This window comes from Prolixibacteraceae bacterium (assembly GCA_019720755.1).
Classification (GTDB): Bacteria; Bacteroidota; Bacteroidia; order Bacteroidales; family Prolixibacteraceae; genus Halosquirtibacter; species Halosquirtibacter laminarini.
The window spans coordinates 2,214,449-2,235,677 of the sequence record CP081303.1 but is presented as its reverse complement, the minus strand read 5'-3'; the positions used below and the strand labels follow the sequence as shown (position 1 = coordinate 2,235,677).

The window sequence follows — 21,229 nt, the reverse complement described above, 5'->3', positions numbered from 1 at the left end:
TGAACTAAATGATGATGAAGAGGTCGTCTCTTCTCATGAAGATGAATAAACCATAAAATAGACACAATCAGATGAATTTAATGAAGAACTTAGTTCCGATGCTTTTGCTCGGGGCAGTGGGATGTAACAAATCTACTGAACCGGCCAAACAACGTCCCAATGTAATCGTGATCTTGACCGATGACATGGGTTACCAAGATGTGGGTTTCAATGGGTGTAAAGATATTCCTACTCCCAATATAGATAGAGTAGCCAACGAAGGGGTCTGTTTTACCAATGGATATGTTTCGTATAGTGTTTGTGGTCCAAGTAGGGCGGGGCTTTTGACGGGTCGTTATCAAGAACGATTTGGTTTTGGTCGCAATCCGCTGTTTACACCGAATGATTCCAATCAAGGGGTTCCTTTAAGCGAAGAGATGATTCCTGCTACTTTAAAAAGAGAGGGGTATCGATCGATGGCGCTTGGTAAATGGCATTTGGGAACGACACCAGAATTACATCCACGTAGTCGCGGATTTGATGAGTTTTTTGGCTTTCTTGGTGGAGGGCATATGTATTTTCCAAAGAATCTAAATATAGATGACTATCTGGATGTCAATTCGCAATCTGCAACTTATAGAACGAAGATTCTTCATAATGGGGAGCGTGTAAGAGAGAAAGAGTATCTAACGGATGCCCTGTCAAGAGAGGCAGTCTCTTTTATCGATAAATCATCAAAAGAGCCATTCTTTCTATATCTAGCCTATAATGCTCCGCATGTGCCACTTCAGGCAACCAAGAAATATATGGATCGTTTTACTCATATCAAAAATCGTAAGCGTCGTACGTATGCTGCCATGGTTAGTGCTGTCGATGATGGGGTTGGAAGCATTCTAGCGAAGTTAAAAGAGAAGGGCATAGAAGACAATACGATTGTTTTCTTTCTCTCAGATAATGGTGGCCCAGAACAGCATAATGCTTCCAATAATGGGGTGTTGCGCGATGGAAAACGTTCGCTATACGAAGGGGGAGTACATGTGCCTTTTGCCATGAGATGGCCTGCACAGATCAAAGGAGGACAGGTATATGATAAACCAGTTATTTCGTTGGATATCTTCGCTACTGCTGTGGTCTATTCTGGTGCCAAACCAAAGAACCCATTGGATGGGGTAAATATTGTTCCCTACATTACAGGAGAGAAGAGAGGGGTGCCTCATGAGCAGTTGGCATGGAGAACTTTTGATACTGGCTCTTATGCTTTGCGTTGTGGAGATAAGAAGATTATCAAAGTAGGAGATCAACCACAAGAGATCTATAATTTAAAGCAGGATATTGGAGAGACCACACCATTGAATAATGTTTCGGATCAAGAAAGAGATGCTTTAAAGAATCGTGTAGATGGTTGGCAATCAGAACTGAAAGATCCTGTTTTTATCGGATTGCATCATGGAAAGGAGTACGACAAACTGCATCCCGAACGTTGGGTAAATAAAAAGAGAATAGGAAATACCTACTATATCGATCCAGTGAATGGGAGTGATGAGAACAGAGGGTTTACCAAAGAGACTGCGTTGAAAAGTTTGGAACGTTTTAAGAGGGTCGTTTTGCTTCCTGGTGATACGGTGAAAATTAAATATAATGCAAACATCTTTACTCCAATCTCTTTCAAAGATGTTCAAGGAAAAGCAGACAATCCTATTGTATTCACCCATTATGGTTATCCCCAAAATGTGAAAAAAGATAGTTCTTATTTAAAGAAGTGGATGCCTCCTCACGACAAATATATAGAGGTAATCCACTAAATTTCTGGATTCAACGTATTGAATATCGTTGGATTGCATGATTTTAGACAAGGCAGTGCCTTGTCTCTACGGTTGCAGATACATATCATTTGATGTCAGAAACAGTGCATCCCGTTTACATCAATCGATGTCGTATCCGATATATATATCGATAGTTGCTGAAACATATCATTTGATATCTGAAACAGTGCATCCCATTTACATCAACCGATGTAACTGGATGTGCTACATTTGTTCGGACAATTAGATAAAGCACTTATCTTTACAACATGACAATAAAAAAAAGAAAACGTTACGACAAAGAATTCAAGACAATGGTTGTTAACCTCTGTCTTAGTGGCAAATCAACAAGTGAGGTTGCTTCGGATATGGACCTTGATAGAAGAATGGTATATCGATGGGTTAGTGAGCAGACTCAATTCAAAGAGAATAGTTTTAAGGGGAACGGTAATCCTGTTCGTACTGCTGAACAAGAAGAAATTACTGAACTAAAGGCAGAACTTCGTAAAACACAAATAGAGCGAGATATATTAAAAAAGGCAGTGAGCATATTCTCCAAGAGCGACAGCACAAATATGAATTTATAGCAACGTTTAACAACGAATTTACTGTCGAGGATATGTGCCGTGTTATGCAAGTGAGTCGAAGTGGTTTTTATGATTGGTTATCAAGAGAAGAAGCTCCTAGATCCATTGCTATAAAGGAGGATACTATTCGTATTCGAGAAATATACGAACAATCTAAATACCGATATGGCAGTCATAAAATTACAGCAGAATTAAGAGTACAAGGCGTTGTTACTTCAAGAAATAGAGTTGCTAGAATAATGAAAAAAGAATCCATTAAAAGTATTGTAAATAAGAAATATAAGGTACAAACAACTGATTCTAATCATTCAAATATAATATCAGACAACCACTTGGATCGAAAGTTTTCACCTGACGAACCATCAAAAGTTTGGGTCTCTGATATAACTTATGTTCCAACAGACCAAGGGTGGCTTTATTTAACAACGGTAATAGACCTTTTTGATCGAAAAGTAATAGGATGGTCTCTTTCAGATAATATGACCACGGAGTGTACAATCATTAAAGCATGGAGGATGGCTAAAATAAACCGTGATAACAAGCCAGGTATGATTTTTCATTCCGACAGAGGTGTACAATATACAGCAAAAGTATTCCGAGATGAGTTAGTTAAAGATCGAATAAAACAAAGTATGAGCAGAAAAGGAAACTGCTGGGATAATGCAGTTGCAGAAAGTTTCTTTAAAATTATCAAATCAGAAATGATTGATCATAAACACTACCACTCTCATTTCCAAGCTAAGATAGACATAATTGAATTCATCGAAATTTGGTACAATAGACAGAGAAGACATGCAACACTTGGTTATTTGACTCCTCTCGAATTTGGGAAACAGAAATATTTTAATGTGGCTTAATTAATTGTCCGATATTTTGTTGCATATCCATTACATACAGTAAAGAAAAATCAATCACTTCGAAATAAATCCACTAGGAAACCCGGAGGTCAACCCAAACATAAAGGATCGACATTACAACAGAGTGATTTTCCAACAAGCATAGAGTCATATTATCCTCCATCGACATGTCAGTGTGGTAATACATTAAATCAAGAAGACGCTAGCTTGTTATGCAAACGTCAGGTTTTTGACATACCACCTGTTCTTGAACAAATCTGTACTGAGCATCGTCTTTATGAAAATAGATGCAGTTGTGGTCAACTACACAAAGGTTCTATGCCCTCGAATATAAAAGCACCTGTCCAATACGGTTCTCATTTACGATCACTAATTGTAAGCTTGTATGTTGAACATTATATCCCTTTAAACCGTATTGGTTCACTAGTGGAAGAGATAACATCATTTAAAATTGGAGATGGGACTATTACTAATATTTTAAATAAAGCTCAAGAGGTGATGACTCCTTTATATGAATCACTTCGTGAATCGATATCCAAATCCACTGTAGTTGGCTCAGACGAAACAGGTTGCAAGATCAATGGAGGCAAAGGGTGGATGTGGGTATGGCAAAATCCTGAGGTAACATTCATTACAGCCAACAAGTCTAGAGGGTATAAAGTTGTTGTAGAAAACTTTAAAAAAGGATTTATTAATGCGACCTTAGTCAGTGACTGTTATGCTTCACAATTAAAAACTCCAGCCAAACATTATCAACTATGTTTAGCACATTTACAACGAGAATTAATCTACATTAAACAACAAACGAATAACAGTTGGGCAGAGGATATTTTGAATATATTCTATAAAGCCATGAAATTAAAGAGAGAATCAGCCAAGAACCAATATCCTTTAAAAGAAAAATCAATATTTAAAGAACAGCTTTTATTACTGTTGGAAAATGACGAGTATGACGATCAGCTAGATGAGATCAAGACATTACGGAGTCGATTAATTAAAAGGATTGATAGTGTGTTTACTTTCTTAGAGTATTACGAAGTTCCTTTTGACAACAATGCATCCGAAAGGTCAATACGTAATATTAAAATAAAACAAAAAGTATCTGCAGGTTATCGAACAGAAGAAGGAGCCCAAAGGTATGCCATGTTACGCTCTATTGTTGATACACTTAAAAAACAAGGAAAGAGTGTAGTGAGAATGATTGCTCATTGGTTATCTCAAAACCATCTTAAGGTCAGTTGGCAATAAAATAATTTACACATTATATATTTTCTGAACCTCCATTCTTTAGCGAATGGAGGCTAAACTATAAATGAAGCTGAGTAGTTACTCGAAATCAAGTACAAACACCTTTCTCTCTAAAGAAGATCAAAACAATAAATTTCAATGAGTTAATGCTAAATCTATTTTTATCTAAGTTCAGTGTAAGTACAAACTTAAAGAAAATACAAAAGGCGGTCAAAGAGATGCGATTATATGGGACTAGTGTTGCCTAAAAACTACCGAAGTATTGTTAAGTATATGTAAACATCTAATTGCTAATAAATGCTAATTGTTGTTTTTCTTTTGTTAACATTTTTAAATGATTATATTTATGATGAATACAAATGTTTAGGTCTGTTGTGAATGACTTAATTCCTTTATTTCAAGATTTATAGTGTAAGATGTTTGTAAAATATAATATATATCAATACACAGGGTATTCGATTGTTTTTGTCTTACAATCAATCTTTCTTTTAATAAGATTTTAAATAAATATAAAAGATTGGATAGTGATATGAAAAAAATAGCAAGTACAATTTTATTATTATTCGTATTTCTTATCGGTTCTGCACAAGAAAAAAAACTTACTTGGGAGGAACTGAAGAATGAATTTGAGTGTCCTCAATGGTTTGAAAATGCAGGTTTTGGAGTCTGGGCCCACTGGGGTGCACAGGTTCAACCTGAAATGGGTGGGGGATGGTATGCCCGACATTTATATATGCCTGATGTTGGGAAGCAGTTGTGGGGAAAGAATGCGTATAAGTATCATTGTGAACACTATGGTCATCCTTCTGAATTTGGATATAAAGATGTATTGAATGAATGGAAAGCGAAAAATCTAGATACTGATGTACTATTAAAGTATTTTAAAAAGATTGGAGCTAAATATTTTATGATATTAGCAAACCATCATGACCGGTTTGATAATTTTAATTCCACTTATTTTGAGTGGAACTCCGTGAATGTTGGACCTCATAAAGATATCGTTGGTGAATTCGAAAAATCTTCAAGAAAATATGGATTGCCTTTTGGTGTAAGTTCCCATGACGATCGGTTTCTCAAATGGTGGTTACCTGCTTTTGGTGCGGATAAGACAGGGCCATACAAAGGAGTACCTTATGATGGACATATGACTAAGGCAGATGGCATTGGTAAGTGGTGGGAGGGGTTAGATCCAGCGAACTTATATGGTTTGCCCCCTGAAAAGAGGACTCCAGAGTGGGAAACAAAGATGAAGGAGACTTGGGTAAAGAGACATCGAGAACTCGTTACAAAGTATGATGTAGATATGTTGTGGTTTGATGGACATGATTTCCCTTATGGTAAATATGGAAAAGAGGTGTGCACTGATTTCTATAATTATAAATTAAAGAAATATGGTAAACTTAATGCTATAGTATGTGGTAAATTTACTGATGAACCCTCTACGATTAAAGATTTTGAAAAAGGTGGTTCTAGTATAATTTTACCAAAACGTTGGCAAGGTACTCTCTCTATAAATAGTTGGTTCTATAAAAAAGACAGACCTAATAAGCATAATGCACGAACCGTTATCGAGACCTTAGTCGATGTGAATAGTAAAAATGGAAATCTACTGCTCAACATTGCATTGCTTCCTGATGGCACTATGCCAAAAGACCAAAAGGAGATCTTTGATAAGGTTGGTGAATGGATGAAAATAAATGGGGATGCTATTTATGCTTGTAAGCCTTGGAAAATATATGGTGATAACCTGAGATCTGATGCGAATCATGCGAATAGTGACAATATTAGGGAGGTTGATGCGAAAGAGTTAAAGAAACAGCTCCAAAATGACCAGTTTAATCAAAGAACCATTGCAAGTCCTATGTTTCATAGTAATGAAGTTCGCTTTACTACAAAAAAAGGAACGCTCTATATGTTTGTACTGAATCCCCAAAAAGGACAAATCAAAATACCATCTTTAGGAACCAGTTCTAAACAACAACCTGGTCACATTAAATCTATTAAGATGTTAGGGGCTAGAAAGAAGGTCGATTATCAACAGAAAGAAGATGGATTGATTTTAAATGTCCCTAATCATCGACCAACTAATTTTGTAACGGTATTTGAGATTAAAGGAGTTGATTAATCTGAAATAAATGAAATATTGAAGGTTTATGATTCTATTAATAAAATTTACGGAATAAAAAGTGCTTATAGAAATCTGGTTTTTTCCAAATTTTAGTGGGTAATCTTGATAAACGTGATAATATTTGTTGACTTTTATGATACTTAAATTATCTGTTATCAGATATGTCATTGTAAAATAATTTATAGTACATAACAAAAAACAACTGCTTGAATATCAGTAGATTAATGTGAGTTTTCTTGCAAAAATCACTGATGTTCAGTATCTTATAAAGGATTTCTCACGTCTTTTATAATGTACATGAAATACCAGAGTTGACCTTGAATATAGTGATTTAGAAGAGTTAATAAAAGAAAATACTAATTGGCATTTATCTCTAGTTTTAAGTATTGTCTATTCTATTTGGACAGAACACTATACAACAGTTATTGGTTTTTTGTGATGGAACAAATGAGAGTGAAAAGAGCATTGTTTAGGATCATATTCTTGAATTACCTGAAAAGGCAAAGATACCACTAGGCGCAATGCACAATTCAGAAAATTTGTTGTTAATATTCACCAAAATAGTCGATTCTATTGGAACAGGCAATATTTTGGTGGACCAGTAACTTGTTTAAGAAAAATGAGGATATGGACTAAATGGAAAATATCTCCTCTTCAGATATTTTCGAAATACATTTCAAACATGTTGCATCCTCCGTAGAGATATATACGGGATCAGTAAGTGGACATATATGGGATACCGTGAGAATAATATACTACAATATTTCTGATTTCAAATGATATGTATCTGCATTCGTAGAGACAAGACACTGCCTTGTGTCATATCATACAATTAGACGACATCCAAGACCTTGAATGCAAGAACAAACTTAAATCAAATCAACAACAGTTCATAGGATATTGGTTTGATATATAACATTCAGTATGCCAGTCGACCCAAAGACTGGTCCTGATGCCCCTAGTCAAGGCAGTGCCTTGTTATTCCTTTGTACACATAGATAATAGTTGATAAAATAATAGAGGAATGTTAATTTCCCCTATTATCTAACAAGATATCCATTCTGTGCATTAACCCTCTGCCTTGTCAAGCAAAAAGTTTTTTAGAGACTTCGGGAACACAGATTTAATGAGAAAAAGTTAATGAGTATGTAGGGTATTTAAACCCAGGAATAACGAAAACCACTCATGCGGATATCATAAAATATATGATCATGGAAATATATGGAGTTGATATGGCAAAAGCAAAGTTTGATGTATGTTTTTCAAGAAATGGCAAACTTATTTACAAAACGATTACAAACAATTTCCCTGCAATTTTTAAGTTTCTAGGTTCACTATCTAAAGATGCAGCTGTTGTATTAGAGCACACTGGTAGTTATGGTCAAAAACTAATTCATTCTTGTTTAGTGATGGACATTCCAGTAGCAGTTTTATCAGGATATTATGTTCGTAATGCATTCAAAAACATCAAAACTAAAAATGATAAAGTGGACTCTTTGATTATTCGGGAATACGCTTTACGTTTCACTGATAGATTAAGATGGGAGAAGAAAGTTTCTGTCGTTTTTGAAGAACTCTCTCGTTTATTGAGTATTCGACAGAAGACAATGAAATACATTCAAACACTTGAAAATGAGATGGAAGCTAGAAATCAATATCCATCGTCATCTATTTTTGCCTGCACCTATTGCAAGGATGAAATAAAGAATGCCAAGAAAAAAGTGAAACTAATTGAGCGTGAAATGAAGAACTGTATTAAGAGTTGTTCTGAGTTAAATAGGTACTTTAAGATTCTAGATAGTATTGTTGGTTTTGGTTTAATGAGTATAACAATGTTATTGGTTAAGACTCGAGGTTTTACACGTCTTTGTAATGCAAAACAGATGGCTGCATTTGCAGGAGTTGCGCCATATCAGAATCAAAGTGGAACGGTTAATAAGAAGTCAAGAACAAGCAAACAGTGTGATCAAGACCTCAAAACACAGTTTTTTATGAGTGCAAGTGTAGCATCTCAGCATGACCCTAAAATGAGATATTATAAACATGTAAAAAAGCTCGAGGGGAAACATCATTTTGTTATTATGACCAATATTGCCAATAAAATGTTACGTATTGCATATGCGCTTATTAGGGATAATAAGGAGTATCAAATAGGTCATGCAGTAAAAGATCCAAGACTGCGTGACGCTGTCTGAATTTAGAATAATTAGGAAATAAATGAACTAACATAAAATATGACGAGATTAATATACGTATACAAATTTTAACAATCTAAATTTGGTATTTAAGTGAGTATGTCTCTACGGTGTATGGATGTGTATGGGATACAGTGAAGGTATGGATATTACTTAATTTGTCGACTATAAATATCGTAATAACAAAGGGCACAAATAATGCTCGATATATAATAGAAGCACGAATGCTTTTAATGGAATCATTTAATGCAAAATATAAGCTTTTAGAACTACAGAAAGAGGTGCAACTGATACCGCTTTTTTCGTATATCGTTTGACTAAAATATATGCTTAATCCACTTAATTTATGGATTGATCCATTCTATTTAACTCAAATGAAGTCTGATCAGAAGAAATTAAAGGATGGCTTAGTACATACATCCAATCATTTAAAAGTAGATTATGTGATGACAGAAATAGATTGTATTTTTTTATCTCTATGGAGATACAGGCATTAATTTGAAAAAACGATTTTGAGAGGTTCCCTCAAGAGATGTTTATTTTGGGAATGCAGTATTGGATATTGCTATAAAAGGAGAGGGGACATTAAATGTTCAATCTTTTGAGATTAATGGTACACCGTCTGCCCCTTTTATTCATTGTAAAGATAAAGGAGGTGAAAATCATTCTTATAGAGATGTGATAAATAGATATATTCTTTAAATAAAAGAGTGACCTGTTGGAATCGTATTTTTAAATGAACGCATTATATTAATATTTTTTTTCTGCTTAAAAGACATCATGCTCAAAAAGTTAGTAAATGAATATGGGTTTTATGCAAAAGGATAACAGATTACGTTTTTATAAAAAAGCTAGAGACCTAGATCTATGATCTCTGCCTCTAGCTTTAGTCCTTTTTAAAGTTTGTAAAAAACTTATTTACGTTGTACAATAATTTTTCGTTTATCTATAAATCCTAATGTTTCAAGCACGATAATGTAGACCCCTGAAGGCAGCCAAGAAACATCTATCGTAATATTGTCATTCCAATAATCGATAGACGATCGTTTCATCTCTATACCTTCTGAATTGAACAAGGTTACAGAGACATTTTTCTTCTCTATATTTTTAAGTTTAATATGTACTTCATGAACAGAAGGGTTTGGGAATGCTTCAAGTATGAAAGAGTTGTCCTCAGAGCTAGTAGCTTGCTCTGTATTACTCCAAAGGTATGGATTTGGAGTAGATCCAAAAATACCATTGATCTTAAAGTCAATCAAATTATTCATATCAACGACACGATCGGAATTAGAATCATATACTTTAAAATGAACTTTATCGGGATCATCATAGGATATATTACCATATACTATCATATATGCTACATGTTTTTCACTGCTTACATATATTTTCGACACGCCCCTACATTCATCTCCAACAAACGCAGCAATCATATCGTCTTTTTGCGTCATAAATATATGATCCACCTCCACAGTTCCAATCATAGTCATAGAGAACTCGAATTTATGAATCTGTACTGTCCAGTTTGGAGGAGCAGCTACTCCTCTCAAAGAGAAGAGTAGTGCTATTATTACTATTAATCTATACATAGCATTTTATCTTATGATATGAATGGTTTCCATATCTTTGGTGCTACCACCCTCAAGATATTGTAAGATATACACACCAGAAGGAAGACTCTCGCCATTGGCATCTTTTCCATCCCACTCTAAATGGTATTTTCCACTATCATTATTACGCTCTAATAATGTAGAAACTACACGTCCCTGCATATCCACTACACGAAGCATGATAGAACCGCTTTCATAGACCGTATACTCGATATTGGAAACGGAACGCAATGGATTAGGATAACAACGAAGCGCATCTTCTCTTAGGGAGTTATCTTGTATATTTTTATCCTTATTGTCTATTTTCATATGAAGAGTAACAGGTTCAGATATGTTTCCAAGAACTTGATTGTTAGAGAACGTTACTTTCTCTTTTGCAACATAGTTCTCTCCTGTTATTCCATCGATCATACGAAATTCGACTATTTCTGGAGTAATGTCTCCCATGATAGTCATAAAGTAATAGGTGTCAGAGAGTAGACCGACACGAACACCCTCAGCAACGCCAACACATTTATCCTGAACAAAAGCACCTAGGTGCACACCTTTTTGTATCATCTTCTGTCCATCAACAACCGCAATCACATTCATGTTTGAACTATAATCATGTTTGTTAAAAGACCATGTCCAAGGCATACCGAATCCTAAACTCATTTCTGAATCTTTAGATATCATGGCGGACTTATGTAAAGCGTTATGTGAGTAAGATCTTCTCGGATATTTTAGTCTTGCATCGTCCCCTAAACACTTCAACTTATAACCTCTATTTGGTCGCATTGTTTTTAATGTTCCAATCCATCCTAGACCTTCTTCATATATTGCAAACTGGTCTTGTGTCTTAATCACATCACTAGTATTTGCCACATAGTTTTCTAAGGCATTATTTATAGGTAGATTGTATGATGGATAATAACCAATCCAGTTCCATCCATTTTTCAATGCAATAGATTTATCTATAGACACAGGTTTCCCTTTGATGGTAACTGTAGCAGGGTTATTTAACTTAACCATATACATCTTATCTGCATCTAAGAATGAAATATTACCTTCCCATCGGTGCTCTTCATTATATTGAAGCAATGAAGCTTGACCTTTAATCTGGTTATTCACATTCAACGTTGCATCCTTAAATATCTCTTGTATATCAGAGGTGTTACCTTCTAATAAGTTTACAGACATCCAATTCCAACCAGCAGCAAATTCATATCTGTTTTGATATATATCTGTCGCCTCCAATGGAATAGGGTTTTTAGCACTTCCTTTCACTGCATTGATTTCGAATATCATATCCATTGGTGAAATATCGTCCATGATACGACCTTCGGAAGCATTCCACAATAAGAGATGAATTGGCTCTTTCATGTCATCAGTCATATTCGAATACACAGTCATGAAGACAAGATAGCTATCTAGCTCTTTATTGTAAGTCATCTCTCCAACACCACGACATTGGTTCCCAACAAATACAGCAACCTTGTCGTTTACGTTTCGTGAGGTTACGCCATTGATTATAATATTACCTACGATATTCATAGAGAATTCATAGTCCTTTACATTGACGTTCCATTCAGGTGCTTTCTCCTTAATGTTCACGTTCAGCTTAATAGCATCACGCATTCCATCCTCACCGACAACAAAAAGTTCCTCTTCTGAGATTCCAATATTGGCATCTTCGGAAATAGATACAGTCACCTCTTTCGAACTATTTGCGGCAACAGTGCCACTAGAAGGAGATACTGTTATATAAGAAGGTATATTATCAATAGTAAAGCTATATTTAGTAGCCCCACGATTTATGATCTTATACTTTACACTATACGCTTCTCCACGGGTGGTTTCGATATTATCATTGTCTATATTCCACTTTAAGCTATTAATATCATAATGAACAGTCCAATAGGTTGGCGAAGCTTGGTTTCCATATTTATCATATACGCCATCCAAAAACATCTCGAATGTTTGATTTTGTAATTTTAGTAAAGAGACCCCTTCAGGAGGTGTCACCACAACTTTATTTTCACGTACCGTACAATCACAATCAATTGATTGTTTTGGTGAATTGAGAATTATTTTAGGAACATCATAATGGTCAAAACTATCAGAACCATTATTCTTTAATATTGGATCATTCAAAAGCCCGGAGGATAGTGAAGGATTTATCGTAGCACCAACTGCAGTGGATATTTTTTCGAAAGGATAGTACATAATTAAACCAGGAGTTTTCATATTCATCCTAAGGAAACTAAACGCACGAATTTGTTCTACATTACGAGCACCACGCCACAATCGTATTTCGTCCATATTTCCAGTGAAAAAATGATTTGTTTGGTAGGTGAAATCATCATTCATGGAACGTTTTCCACCCCATGATGCAGTAGGTCCAAAAAAGATACCCATATCTGACACCTCAGAATTCGAATAACGAACCTCTCCGTCGATAATGAATTTTAACTGGTTGGCTCGATCCAAGGTCATTGCTAAATGGTGCCATTGATTATTTAGTAATGGAGTGGTTGAAATTGGATAATCCTTATCATTATAAAAGAAGTGTAATGTTCCATCTATTTTACTTTGGATTTCCCAATCACTGCGTCTATCTCCTGTACGCTCGTTAATCAAATTAAATAGTGTGGCACTCTGTGCTTCTCCTTTGAACCAGAACTCAAGTGTAAAGTTATCTTTTGTTGTCAAGATATCTTCTGTTAGATCCATACTGAGAGCATGACTACCATCAAATTTCCAACTATATCCCTGTTGTGCGAGGCTCCAATTGTCTGTTACTGATGCATGATTATTATTTACAATATCGTGCGCTACAACTCCAGATGCCTCATCCATTGGATAAGCAGCATATAAATGATTTGTGCTTGAATTTAGCGTCTTATAATTTGTCTCTACTAAGCTCACTTCATCGATAGGCTCACTCCACAAACGAAGATGATGTAGTTGAGCTTTCAATCCTTCTCCAAGGGCGATATTACGATCCGAGTCATATTGAATATTTATAGACTCTTGACGAACGTCTAATTTTCCATCCACATATAAACGCATCTCCCTTAATTTATTATCATAGACAAGAGCGTATCGTTTGAATGAAGATTTGCTGCAAGGCTCCTTTGCAGTGATTACCACAAACGCATCGTCTCCTTTTTTTGAAGGATCTCTTAACTTCCACTCCACACAGTTATCACTATTCAGCGACACTTTCTGATCAAAACTATCTTGATTGCCTTGAAGGATAATAGTTCCTCCATCGACATCTTGATTCGTTTTTATCCAAAATTCCATCGCAAAACCATCTTTTAAGTGAGGGTTGGAGATGCTCATTACTTCTGGACCGTTGAACTGAAGAGAGACTGCATGAAATTGCTCAGCAGTAGACATCGTATTATTTAACATTCCATACATTGTGGCATGAAGACTACCATTAACGACATCATCCGTATATGAAACCATCATCGACTCGCCTATTGAAAGAATTCCATCACTCGGTTGCGGCGTACCAAATACAACAGGAACTTTCATCTTTTTAACTCCATCAAGCACCTCTGAGCTGTTAGAGATATTATTTTCACAATAAGATAAAGTACGCAATTGGTAATTTCCTTCCGCACGCTCACTATTCTGAATAGGCCAAGTATACTCTAAGGTGGAAGCTCCTTCAGGGATTACACTTCCCATACCATTTGATAGTTTTGCACCCTCAAGCAATTCTTGATTCTTAAAGAATGTGTGAATATTCATCCACTCTCCATTTAAACCTTGACGATATTGCAACACAAACTTTTGGAATTTACTTAAAGTAGCGTCGAAGTCACCTAGTTTAATTTGTAGTCCATCCTTGTTATGACTGTTCACAATCCAGTTGTTTGCTGGAGCAACCATCGAAACATCGGAACAAGCCTCTTGAAAATGAACCGAGAGAGAAATCACTGATGCGATGTCTTCTTGGTTTGTATTACCATATTGACAAATAGAGTGTAAAACTATTTTCACATCATCGTAATCGAAAATCTCCCCTTCTCCACGCTCTACTGTAATTGTTTTCATCAACCACTCATTGGCATCCATAGAAAAAGTACGTCCTATTTTAGAACCATCCATCTTTACGATCAAACCATGTGGGTTGGACCCTTGTTCTATTTCAATACAATAATCCCCCTCAGCTCCAGCTGGGTTGTCGTTAATCATATAGATCGGAATAGATTTAACCATATTGGTAGGTATGTCATTCAAAGAGAGAGTTTGATTCTTATCGTCTTTGGGATCGTATGAAAGCTTGACGCTTTCTCTTGCCCATGTTCCTTTACCAATAGTTACAAATTCACCATCTTTTTTGAAGAAGTGAGTTTTATATGCTTGTTCATATGGGCATTTTGAAGTTCCTCCATTAAGAATGAAAATAGGTCCATTGCCATCTGCACTATCATGTACATCCACACTAAAATTATCTCCCTGGTCGGAATCTTTCAATACATACGATATTGTTCGGGTCTCCTCATGTCCATTCGAATCACTATATGATGCGGATAATGAGTTTGTTGTGTTGATTTTAAGATTAGAACCCACACCGCCTACTTTTAGGCCTAAGGTTGTTGAAGCAGATGCCGACAAAGAGATAGATGTCTCTATCGAGGCATTGGTCATTGTGGAGACAGTCTTGGCTGCTTCATAACTTCCAACGCCAGCATCAAATGAAATGTTATCTTTGCTTCCTTTACGAAGACGATCCATTCTATCCTCCAAATTTCTCTTTTTGTTCTCAAGCTTTCTTATCTCTTCATCAATCTCTTTACAATCTTTAGATTCATCTTTTTTATCATCGTTCAACTTTTGCAAATCTTTTTTAATAGCTGCAATTTGATCTTTAATGCTATTCTTCGTTCTTTTATACAAATCTCCTTTACTTGCAAGATATTTGTCTTCCTCATTTCTCTTTATGATATCCTCCCATAGAGTTGCCTGCTCCCCATACCATGCAGCATCTCGTTTCTCTACCACATTATACTTTTCTGATGGGGTATCATCTTTTGGCAGTTCAAGCGTACCATTGGCATACTTATGGTAGGTAGGTATCAGAGATTCTAAAAGATAAAACTGCGAATAGATAAAATTGGTCGTCCCTGACTTATTTACATTGAAAGAGGCTCTTGATTTTAACTCTAATTTAGGATCCTCTCCTTCGGTAGCACTATCTATGAACTGTAACGCGGTACTCTTGCCCAACAAAAGGTTGTAAGATTCACCAATATACAGGTCTCCTTGAGCCCCCACATATGCAGGGTCGTCATTGGTAGTCCAAGTTTTATTCAATGTATAAGAAGATGAGAACGAACCAGAAGAGTTAATACTCAAAGCAGTCGTTAATCCCATCTCAATATCATCCGTAATATCAATTTCAGTTCCAAGAAAAGGAATTTTAGCATCAGGACCTAAAGAGATCGTTAACGTACTACTTGTTTCACTGCTATAGCCAGCAGAAAAAGAGGTTTCTGAAGTAAAGGTTGTTCCCTTCTCAAGAGTAGCATATGAATTGGATCCAGGAGGATCTCTTAAAATCATGGTTGGAATTTCTGGTCCTGCTGTCAGTACACTAGAGCCTTCAGTAGATTTCGCTCCAAGAACAATACCTTTCCATACGACCTTCCCTTCTGGCTCCTCAATGATCGACTTCGATGTATCGTATCCCCATGAATTTAGCTCAACATCATTCATAAGAAACTTAATACCTATTGTCCTAGTATAAGGAGATTTGAAGTTTGGCGCTCCAACAACAAATGAGAATGTGGTGACATCCTTGGTTACATTTTTTGTTTCATCTTTTCTCGATTCAGCAATTGTATTATGTACAACTAATTTTCCTTGACGATATGGATTAATGCTCTCTTTTTGTTCCTTTGGCGATTCATTTGGTAAATAATATTTATCAAAGACTCGTACACTGAAGGAGCTGTTATCTTTATATCTATATACAGGATATTTAAAATTAGTGGTTAGTGTATCTTTTTCAATATCAGATTCTCCCGCTTCTGTGGCTAGTTTACTATATGATACTCTATTCAAGCCCCATATATCTCCATTGGTAGGAAAAACATCTAGTTGAGGTGTACTTTGGTACACAAAATTACGAGACGCATTGTACACTACGCTATCAATTCGATACACATTGCCATTAACCTCAAATAAAGTATCCACGTCGATTGTAGGTACAAGGCTTGAAGTAAGGTTTAACATTTTGTTGAAAGATGTTCCTTCAAAAGGAGTATACCCGTCAGGATAAGTAGAATTTTGCAACTCCTCATCTACCATACTTTTCATGTAAACAGCATCCTCTACATAGTTTTCAGGAAACATGGAGAGAGAATATTCTCCTGTAGTACTATTGGTCTGAATCCATTGTGTAAACTTTTTATTAATATCTCCATCATTCAAAAGTGTGAACTTTACTATCGCCTCCCCAATATTGTTAATTGAAGTTTCATGAACTCTCTTTAGTTCACTCTTCTTTTTGTCATCTACGGCATATCTATCTTGCCCAAAACCAAGGCGTTTATTACCTTCAGTAGTTCCACCAACAACACGACCAATTACTGTAACAGTAGTGGTATCGATAAAGGTGATTGGATTGATAAAATCAGATTGAAAATCATATCTTTTATATGGATTATCCTCTGTCGCAGCAGGAAAACGTCCTTGATGGATGAAATGATGTTTCGATTTTCCTACTGTGATATAATGTTCTCCTGCAGGTACTGTAATATTAAAACATCCCTTTTCATCACTTTTAATAGGATTTCCATTTTTATCTACAGCCATTTTACTATCCACATAGATATTTACACCTTTCACCGGAACCTTGTAAGTATACTCTTTTAGTTGTCTTTGTGAAGCATCATATAGATATTCTCCCTTACTGTATACATGTTCACCCCACAGATAACTATTGTATAAGTTCTCACTCTGTTTCGTGATATCTTTGTCGACATTATTAATCGAACCAATAAACATATTCTCAATGTTCATCTTTTGACTTTGACCATAAAGGATCCTTCCTTTAAATTGAAAAGAGCTTTTATCAATGAAGTCTTGACCATTGGCAACAATATTAGAACTTGAAATAAAGACATTTTTTTGTGATGGAGTAAATATATGGTTGCCGAAACTTGGAGTAAGTGTAATTCTTTCACTTTGATTTGTGAAAGGAAATACAATCGAATAGTTACCATATTTATCAGAAACTCCTTTATAGTTTAATACTGTTGGAGAGGGGCCATGACCACTAAATGCTGCTTCATTACCAAGTACTCCATGTTGCGAATTATATACACTATTATGATATGAATAGTCATATGCTTGTTCCAATGTTATTTCACCATTTATAGATGCAACCCCTTCGCTAAAAGGATAATATGCTATAAGACTCTCTTCGTTGCCAATAAGATATCTATTGTAGTTTTGATGTATCCAATCTTCAGATATCGCTTTTTTCCAAACCGAAACTTCATCAACCCCTTCAATATTGTCCGCAAAAGAGGCATGAATAGAGCGATAGTAACTTGGGATTGTCAATTCTTTTTCGAGACTAGCAACTTTTACACCATCCTGATAGATAGATGATGTTTTGATCGAGGCATCATATACAAAAAACAGTTGTTTGTATTCTCCTGTAACTAGAGAGAGAGAACTATTGGAAATAATATCGACTGAATTCTTTTGACTTCCAATAATACATTTAAATCCATCTTTATAGTTCAATGAAAAGATATTCTCAGAATTTTCTGTTGAGAATCCAAAGAAGTGTATCGTATTATTAGAATAACTAGAAACCTTATACCACATTCCGACAGAAAAACTATTTATCCCTTTTTCCTCATTAATATTCTCTGTATTATCTTCAGGAGATAAAGTGAAATTTGAAGCATTAAAATTGGTTGAAAAAAGGGAGCCATTCTCTTCTTCTGACAGCTCTTCTGTATTTACAGATGGATTCTCTCCAACATTTGATGAAGCCACTCTTTTCAATCCATAAGAGATAAGCTTAGATTCTTGTGTCACCAAAACACTTACATTTTCAACCGGTGCACCAGAGTCATAAGATAATGTACCTGAAATATAGCCTTTCACAGATCTATATCCAATCGAAGAAAGCGTGTCTGTCATATCATTACAAGCAGATAGACCAAAGATCAGATATTTATAAAACGTTCCTGGTTGGGCAGTATTATCTACAAAGCTACGAGCATTGCTATCTATTAAATCAAAAGTTTTCTTTTCGTTATTGTTTGTAGGGTTAATACGTACAATTTGAAAGTTTTTGATAGAGCTCTTATCATATCTCCAAGAAAGTCTTACATTCTCTCTACTACTCCCTTTAGATGCTTCAAAGTATTTGTCCACTCCCCAAATTTTAGGATCAAAAACCATCTTTACAGTCTTCTTGAACGAAACAATATATGGAGGAGATGTTGCATTCTGTTTTAATTTAAAATCAATTTTAAAATATGCTTCATTGTCGCTATTAAAAGAGACCCCCTTTAATATGGTTGATTTAGTGTAATTCGCATCCGAAATGTTCGTAACTTCCTCTTCTATAGGTTTGTCATCTTTGTCTATCTGTGTAATATCAACATTTATAGCTCCGTTATTGGCTTCAACATTACCCCATCCGATGAAAATATCGTTGTTTCCTGTAGCACAGTTGCGATATGCTTGAATATTGTGAACATATAGTTTTAATGGAGCAATATGAAAACCATGAATCATGTGATCTACTTGAAAAGACCCCGCCGAATTTTCTTTCACTTTATACTGAAAATTTCCTTTTATATGGAGATCTATATCTTTACCCCACCATGTGGTATCTATATAAGCTATCGTTGCGGAAAGTCTAGTTCTATGGTTTTCTATGATTCGTCTAATCTTAATCGTATCATTCTTTTGGGATGTATTTATCTTGAACTCCTTCATCTTATTATTGAGACCTAAAGAGATTGTCATATCAGCATATTGAGCATACATGCTTGAGTTTAAGGAGTCTTTTTCAAATAAGTTGATCACAATCTCTCCTTTATCCTTATTTAAAGAGTATGTCAAATCTTTGAATAGGTCCACATTATGAGGAATATAATAGTTGGTGTTCTCTACGTCTACATCTTTGTAAAGAAGTTCATTGTCGTACCATTTTGTATCATATCTTTGAATCTTAGAAATTGCTTTAATGGTCGATTCTTTACCTCGTATATTATTATCAAGCGATGATATGGGTACAGATACTGTAACTCTCAAACGATCTAGATACGGATCAACTACTTGCTTCTCGACTTTTACTATCTTTACCTCAGAATTTCCACTTGAAAGTTTGAATGTACAACTGTCTTCCAGGAATCCAATCTTGGTATTTACATATACTTCTTTCGCATTGGAAGAGATATTGTTCTTGAAAGTCAGTCCTTTTGTGTATGTTTTGGTCTTAGAGAGTTTAAACAATTCATGTTCATCTACTACAACTTTAGTGTTCTGTAGCACAACATCATTCGTGTTGCTATTTTCTATGTTTTTATTTAAAACAAGGATATCAAAAAGCAAATTTTTCCCATCTTCAGAGATGCTCTCTTTCTCAATAAAGTTGTCCACAATATCCTCTTCACTTTGGACGGCGGGGTATGGATGTTCGAAGGATGGAAAAGAGATGTTTTTAGTCTCTTTATTTGCACCTCCTTTACTTGGTGTATAAATATATTCATTGATTCCGTTCGAATCATACTCCAACCAACGCCAAGAGACAGAAAACGATTTCTTTTTACCTCTCCATTCTTTAGGAATGAAGCTTTTAGGCAGGGATATTTTTATATTAATCTCATCATTGGATTTTCCATCTCCAGATTTGCCTTCTACATTTCTAGAGGTAAAGCCCACTGATTCCCAATCTAATTTAGATGAAGCCCATTGGTCTCCTTTCTGAAGAAGAAAAAATCCTCGTTGTTCATTATAGCCCAATTTACCTCCACCGTAAGCATCTATATATGTAACTCTATTATACTTAAATAGAGGATTAGTTTCATAGTATTCCATGTCACCAAAATGACGAAGCTTAAGTATTTGCTTTCCATCACAATAGAGTGCTAGATAGTCTAACACTTCGTCGTCTCCCACATTACTCACCGCACGTACATCTATTGTTAATTTATCATTCGCATAATCAACATCCAAACAAGTGGGATTTGTAGAGAATGCAGGGACCTGTGCTCTCGATGTTAATGCACTACAGAGCATACACCATAGGGTTAAAAATAATAGTAGATTTTGTTTCATGTTTGTCCTTTTGGTTTTTAATGATTAATGGTATTCTTATGTTTATTATGTCGTCTAAATACAAAAATTACAAGAACACTTAATTATCATTAAAGATAATATGTTATAATGAATTTATGCTTCTGAGAAAAGGTACAATTACGGTACATGATATAATGAGTTTCAAATATTATGATGAGTAGAAATACTTTCTTTTATTATTTGAGGTTCATCCATCTTTTGCGTATATATTTTGATGCATTGCTTTTATTTTTAGCATAATCTTTCTGGAGATTGAGATTTTCTTAGATACTCCTACTTAGAATATATCGTTGCATTTATGACTTGAATCCACGATAGACCTCGAAAAAAACTAAAATACAATAAGCCTATTGAGGTCTATAAAAAGTTAAATTTGGATAGAATAGTTGCATTTGTCGCTTGAAACCACGTTAAGTTACAAGATTCTTTAGGTTTGGTAGATAAATAATATTTTCCTGAATCTCGATTCTCTATCGTTTAATTAAATGAGG

General features: G+C 35.2%; 9 protein-coding genes. 7 read left to right on the top strand and 2 right to left on the bottom strand.

Features of this window, described 5'->3' with window-relative positions:
- Positions 1–71 precede the first annotated feature (71 nt).
- From K4L44_08875 to K4L44_08845, 7 genes are all read left to right on the top strand, one after another.
- Positions 72–1,781 (top strand): sulfatase-like hydrolase/transferase, encoded by a 1,710-nt coding sequence (locus K4L44_08875; GenBank protein QZE12702.1) that lies wholly within the window; start codon positions 72–74, stop codon positions 1,779–1,781.
- A 269-nt stretch (positions 1,782–2,050) separates the two neighbouring features.
- A complete protein-coding gene (locus tag K4L44_08870) occupies positions 2,051–2,368 on the top strand; it encodes a transposase (GenBank protein QZE12701.1) in 318 nt (105 codons plus the stop codon).
- Positions 2,311–3,225, top strand: coding sequence for an IS3 family transposase (locus K4L44_08865; protein ID QZE15987.1), 915 nt, complete (start codon positions 2,311–2,313; stop codon positions 3,223–3,225). The genes K4L44_08870 and K4L44_08865 overlap by 58 nt, the downstream gene beginning before the upstream one ends.
- Positions 3,226–3,228: 3 nt before the next feature.
- A complete protein-coding gene (locus K4L44_08860; GenBank protein QZE15986.1) occupies positions 3,229–4,473 on the top strand; it encodes an IS66 family transposase in 1,245 nt (414 codons plus the stop codon).
- Positions 4,474–5,002: 529 nt separating this feature from the next.
- On the top strand, positions 5,003–6,598 hold the full coding sequence (locus K4L44_08855; GenBank protein QZE15925.1) for an alpha-L-fucosidase: 1,596 nt from the start codon (positions 5,003–5,005) through the stop codon (positions 6,596–6,598).
- 1,214 nt (positions 6,599–7,812) lie between these two features.
- Positions 7,813–8,796 carry a transposase gene (locus tag K4L44_08850; protein ID QZE15924.1) on the top strand — a complete coding sequence of 328 codons (984 nt, stop codon included), beginning with the start codon at positions 7,813–7,815 and terminating at the stop codon, positions 8,794–8,796.
- A 326-nt stretch (positions 8,797–9,122) separates the two neighbouring features.
- Positions 9,123–9,293, top strand: a complete 171-nt coding sequence (locus K4L44_08845; GenBank protein QZE15923.1) for a hypothetical protein — start codon at positions 9,123–9,125, stop codon at positions 9,291–9,293.
- Between the two features lie 417 nt (positions 9,294–9,710).
- On the opposite strand, the gene K4L44_08840 is transcribed toward K4L44_08845, so the two are convergent.
- Positions 9,711–10,385, bottom strand: coding sequence for a T9SS type A sorting domain-containing protein (locus K4L44_08840; protein ID QZE15922.1), 675 nt, complete (start codon positions 10,383–10,385; stop codon positions 9,711–9,713).
- Positions 10,386–10,391: 6 nt separating this feature from the next.
- The gene (locus tag K4L44_08835) at positions 10,392–20,717 is read right to left on the bottom strand and encodes a T9SS type A sorting domain-containing protein (GenBank protein ID QZE15921.1); all 10,326 of its coding nucleotides are present in this window, start codon (positions 20,715–20,717) and stop codon (positions 10,392–10,394) included.
- Positions 20,718–21,229 lie beyond the last annotated feature (512 nt).

Excerpts from the sequence above, each read along its gene's own strand:
- K4L44_08875 (QZE12702.1), top strand. The coding sequence starts at position 72 with ATGAATTTAATGAAGAACTTAGTTCCGATGCTTTTGCTCGGGGCAGTG.
- K4L44_08870 (QZE12701.1), top strand. The coding sequence starts at position 2,051 with ATGACAATAAAAAAAAGAAAACGTTACGACAAAGAATTCAAGACAATG.
- K4L44_08855 (QZE15925.1), top strand. The coding sequence starts at position 5,003 with ATGAAAAAAATAGCAAGTACAATTTTATTATTATTCGTATTTCTTATC.
- K4L44_08850 (QZE15924.1), top strand. The coding sequence starts at position 7,813 with ATGGAAATATATGGAGTTGATATGGCAAAAGCAAAGTTTGATGTATGT.
- K4L44_08845 (QZE15923.1), top strand. The coding sequence starts at position 9,123 with ATGCTTAATCCACTTAATTTATGGATTGATCCATTCTATTTAACTCAA.
- K4L44_08840 (QZE15922.1), bottom strand. The coding sequence starts at position 10,385 with ATGTATAGATTAATAGTAATAATAGCACTACTCTTCTCTTTGAGAGGA.
- K4L44_08835 (QZE15921.1), bottom strand. The coding sequence starts at position 20,717 with ATGAAACAAAATCTACTATTATTTTTAACCCTATGGTGTATGCTCTGT.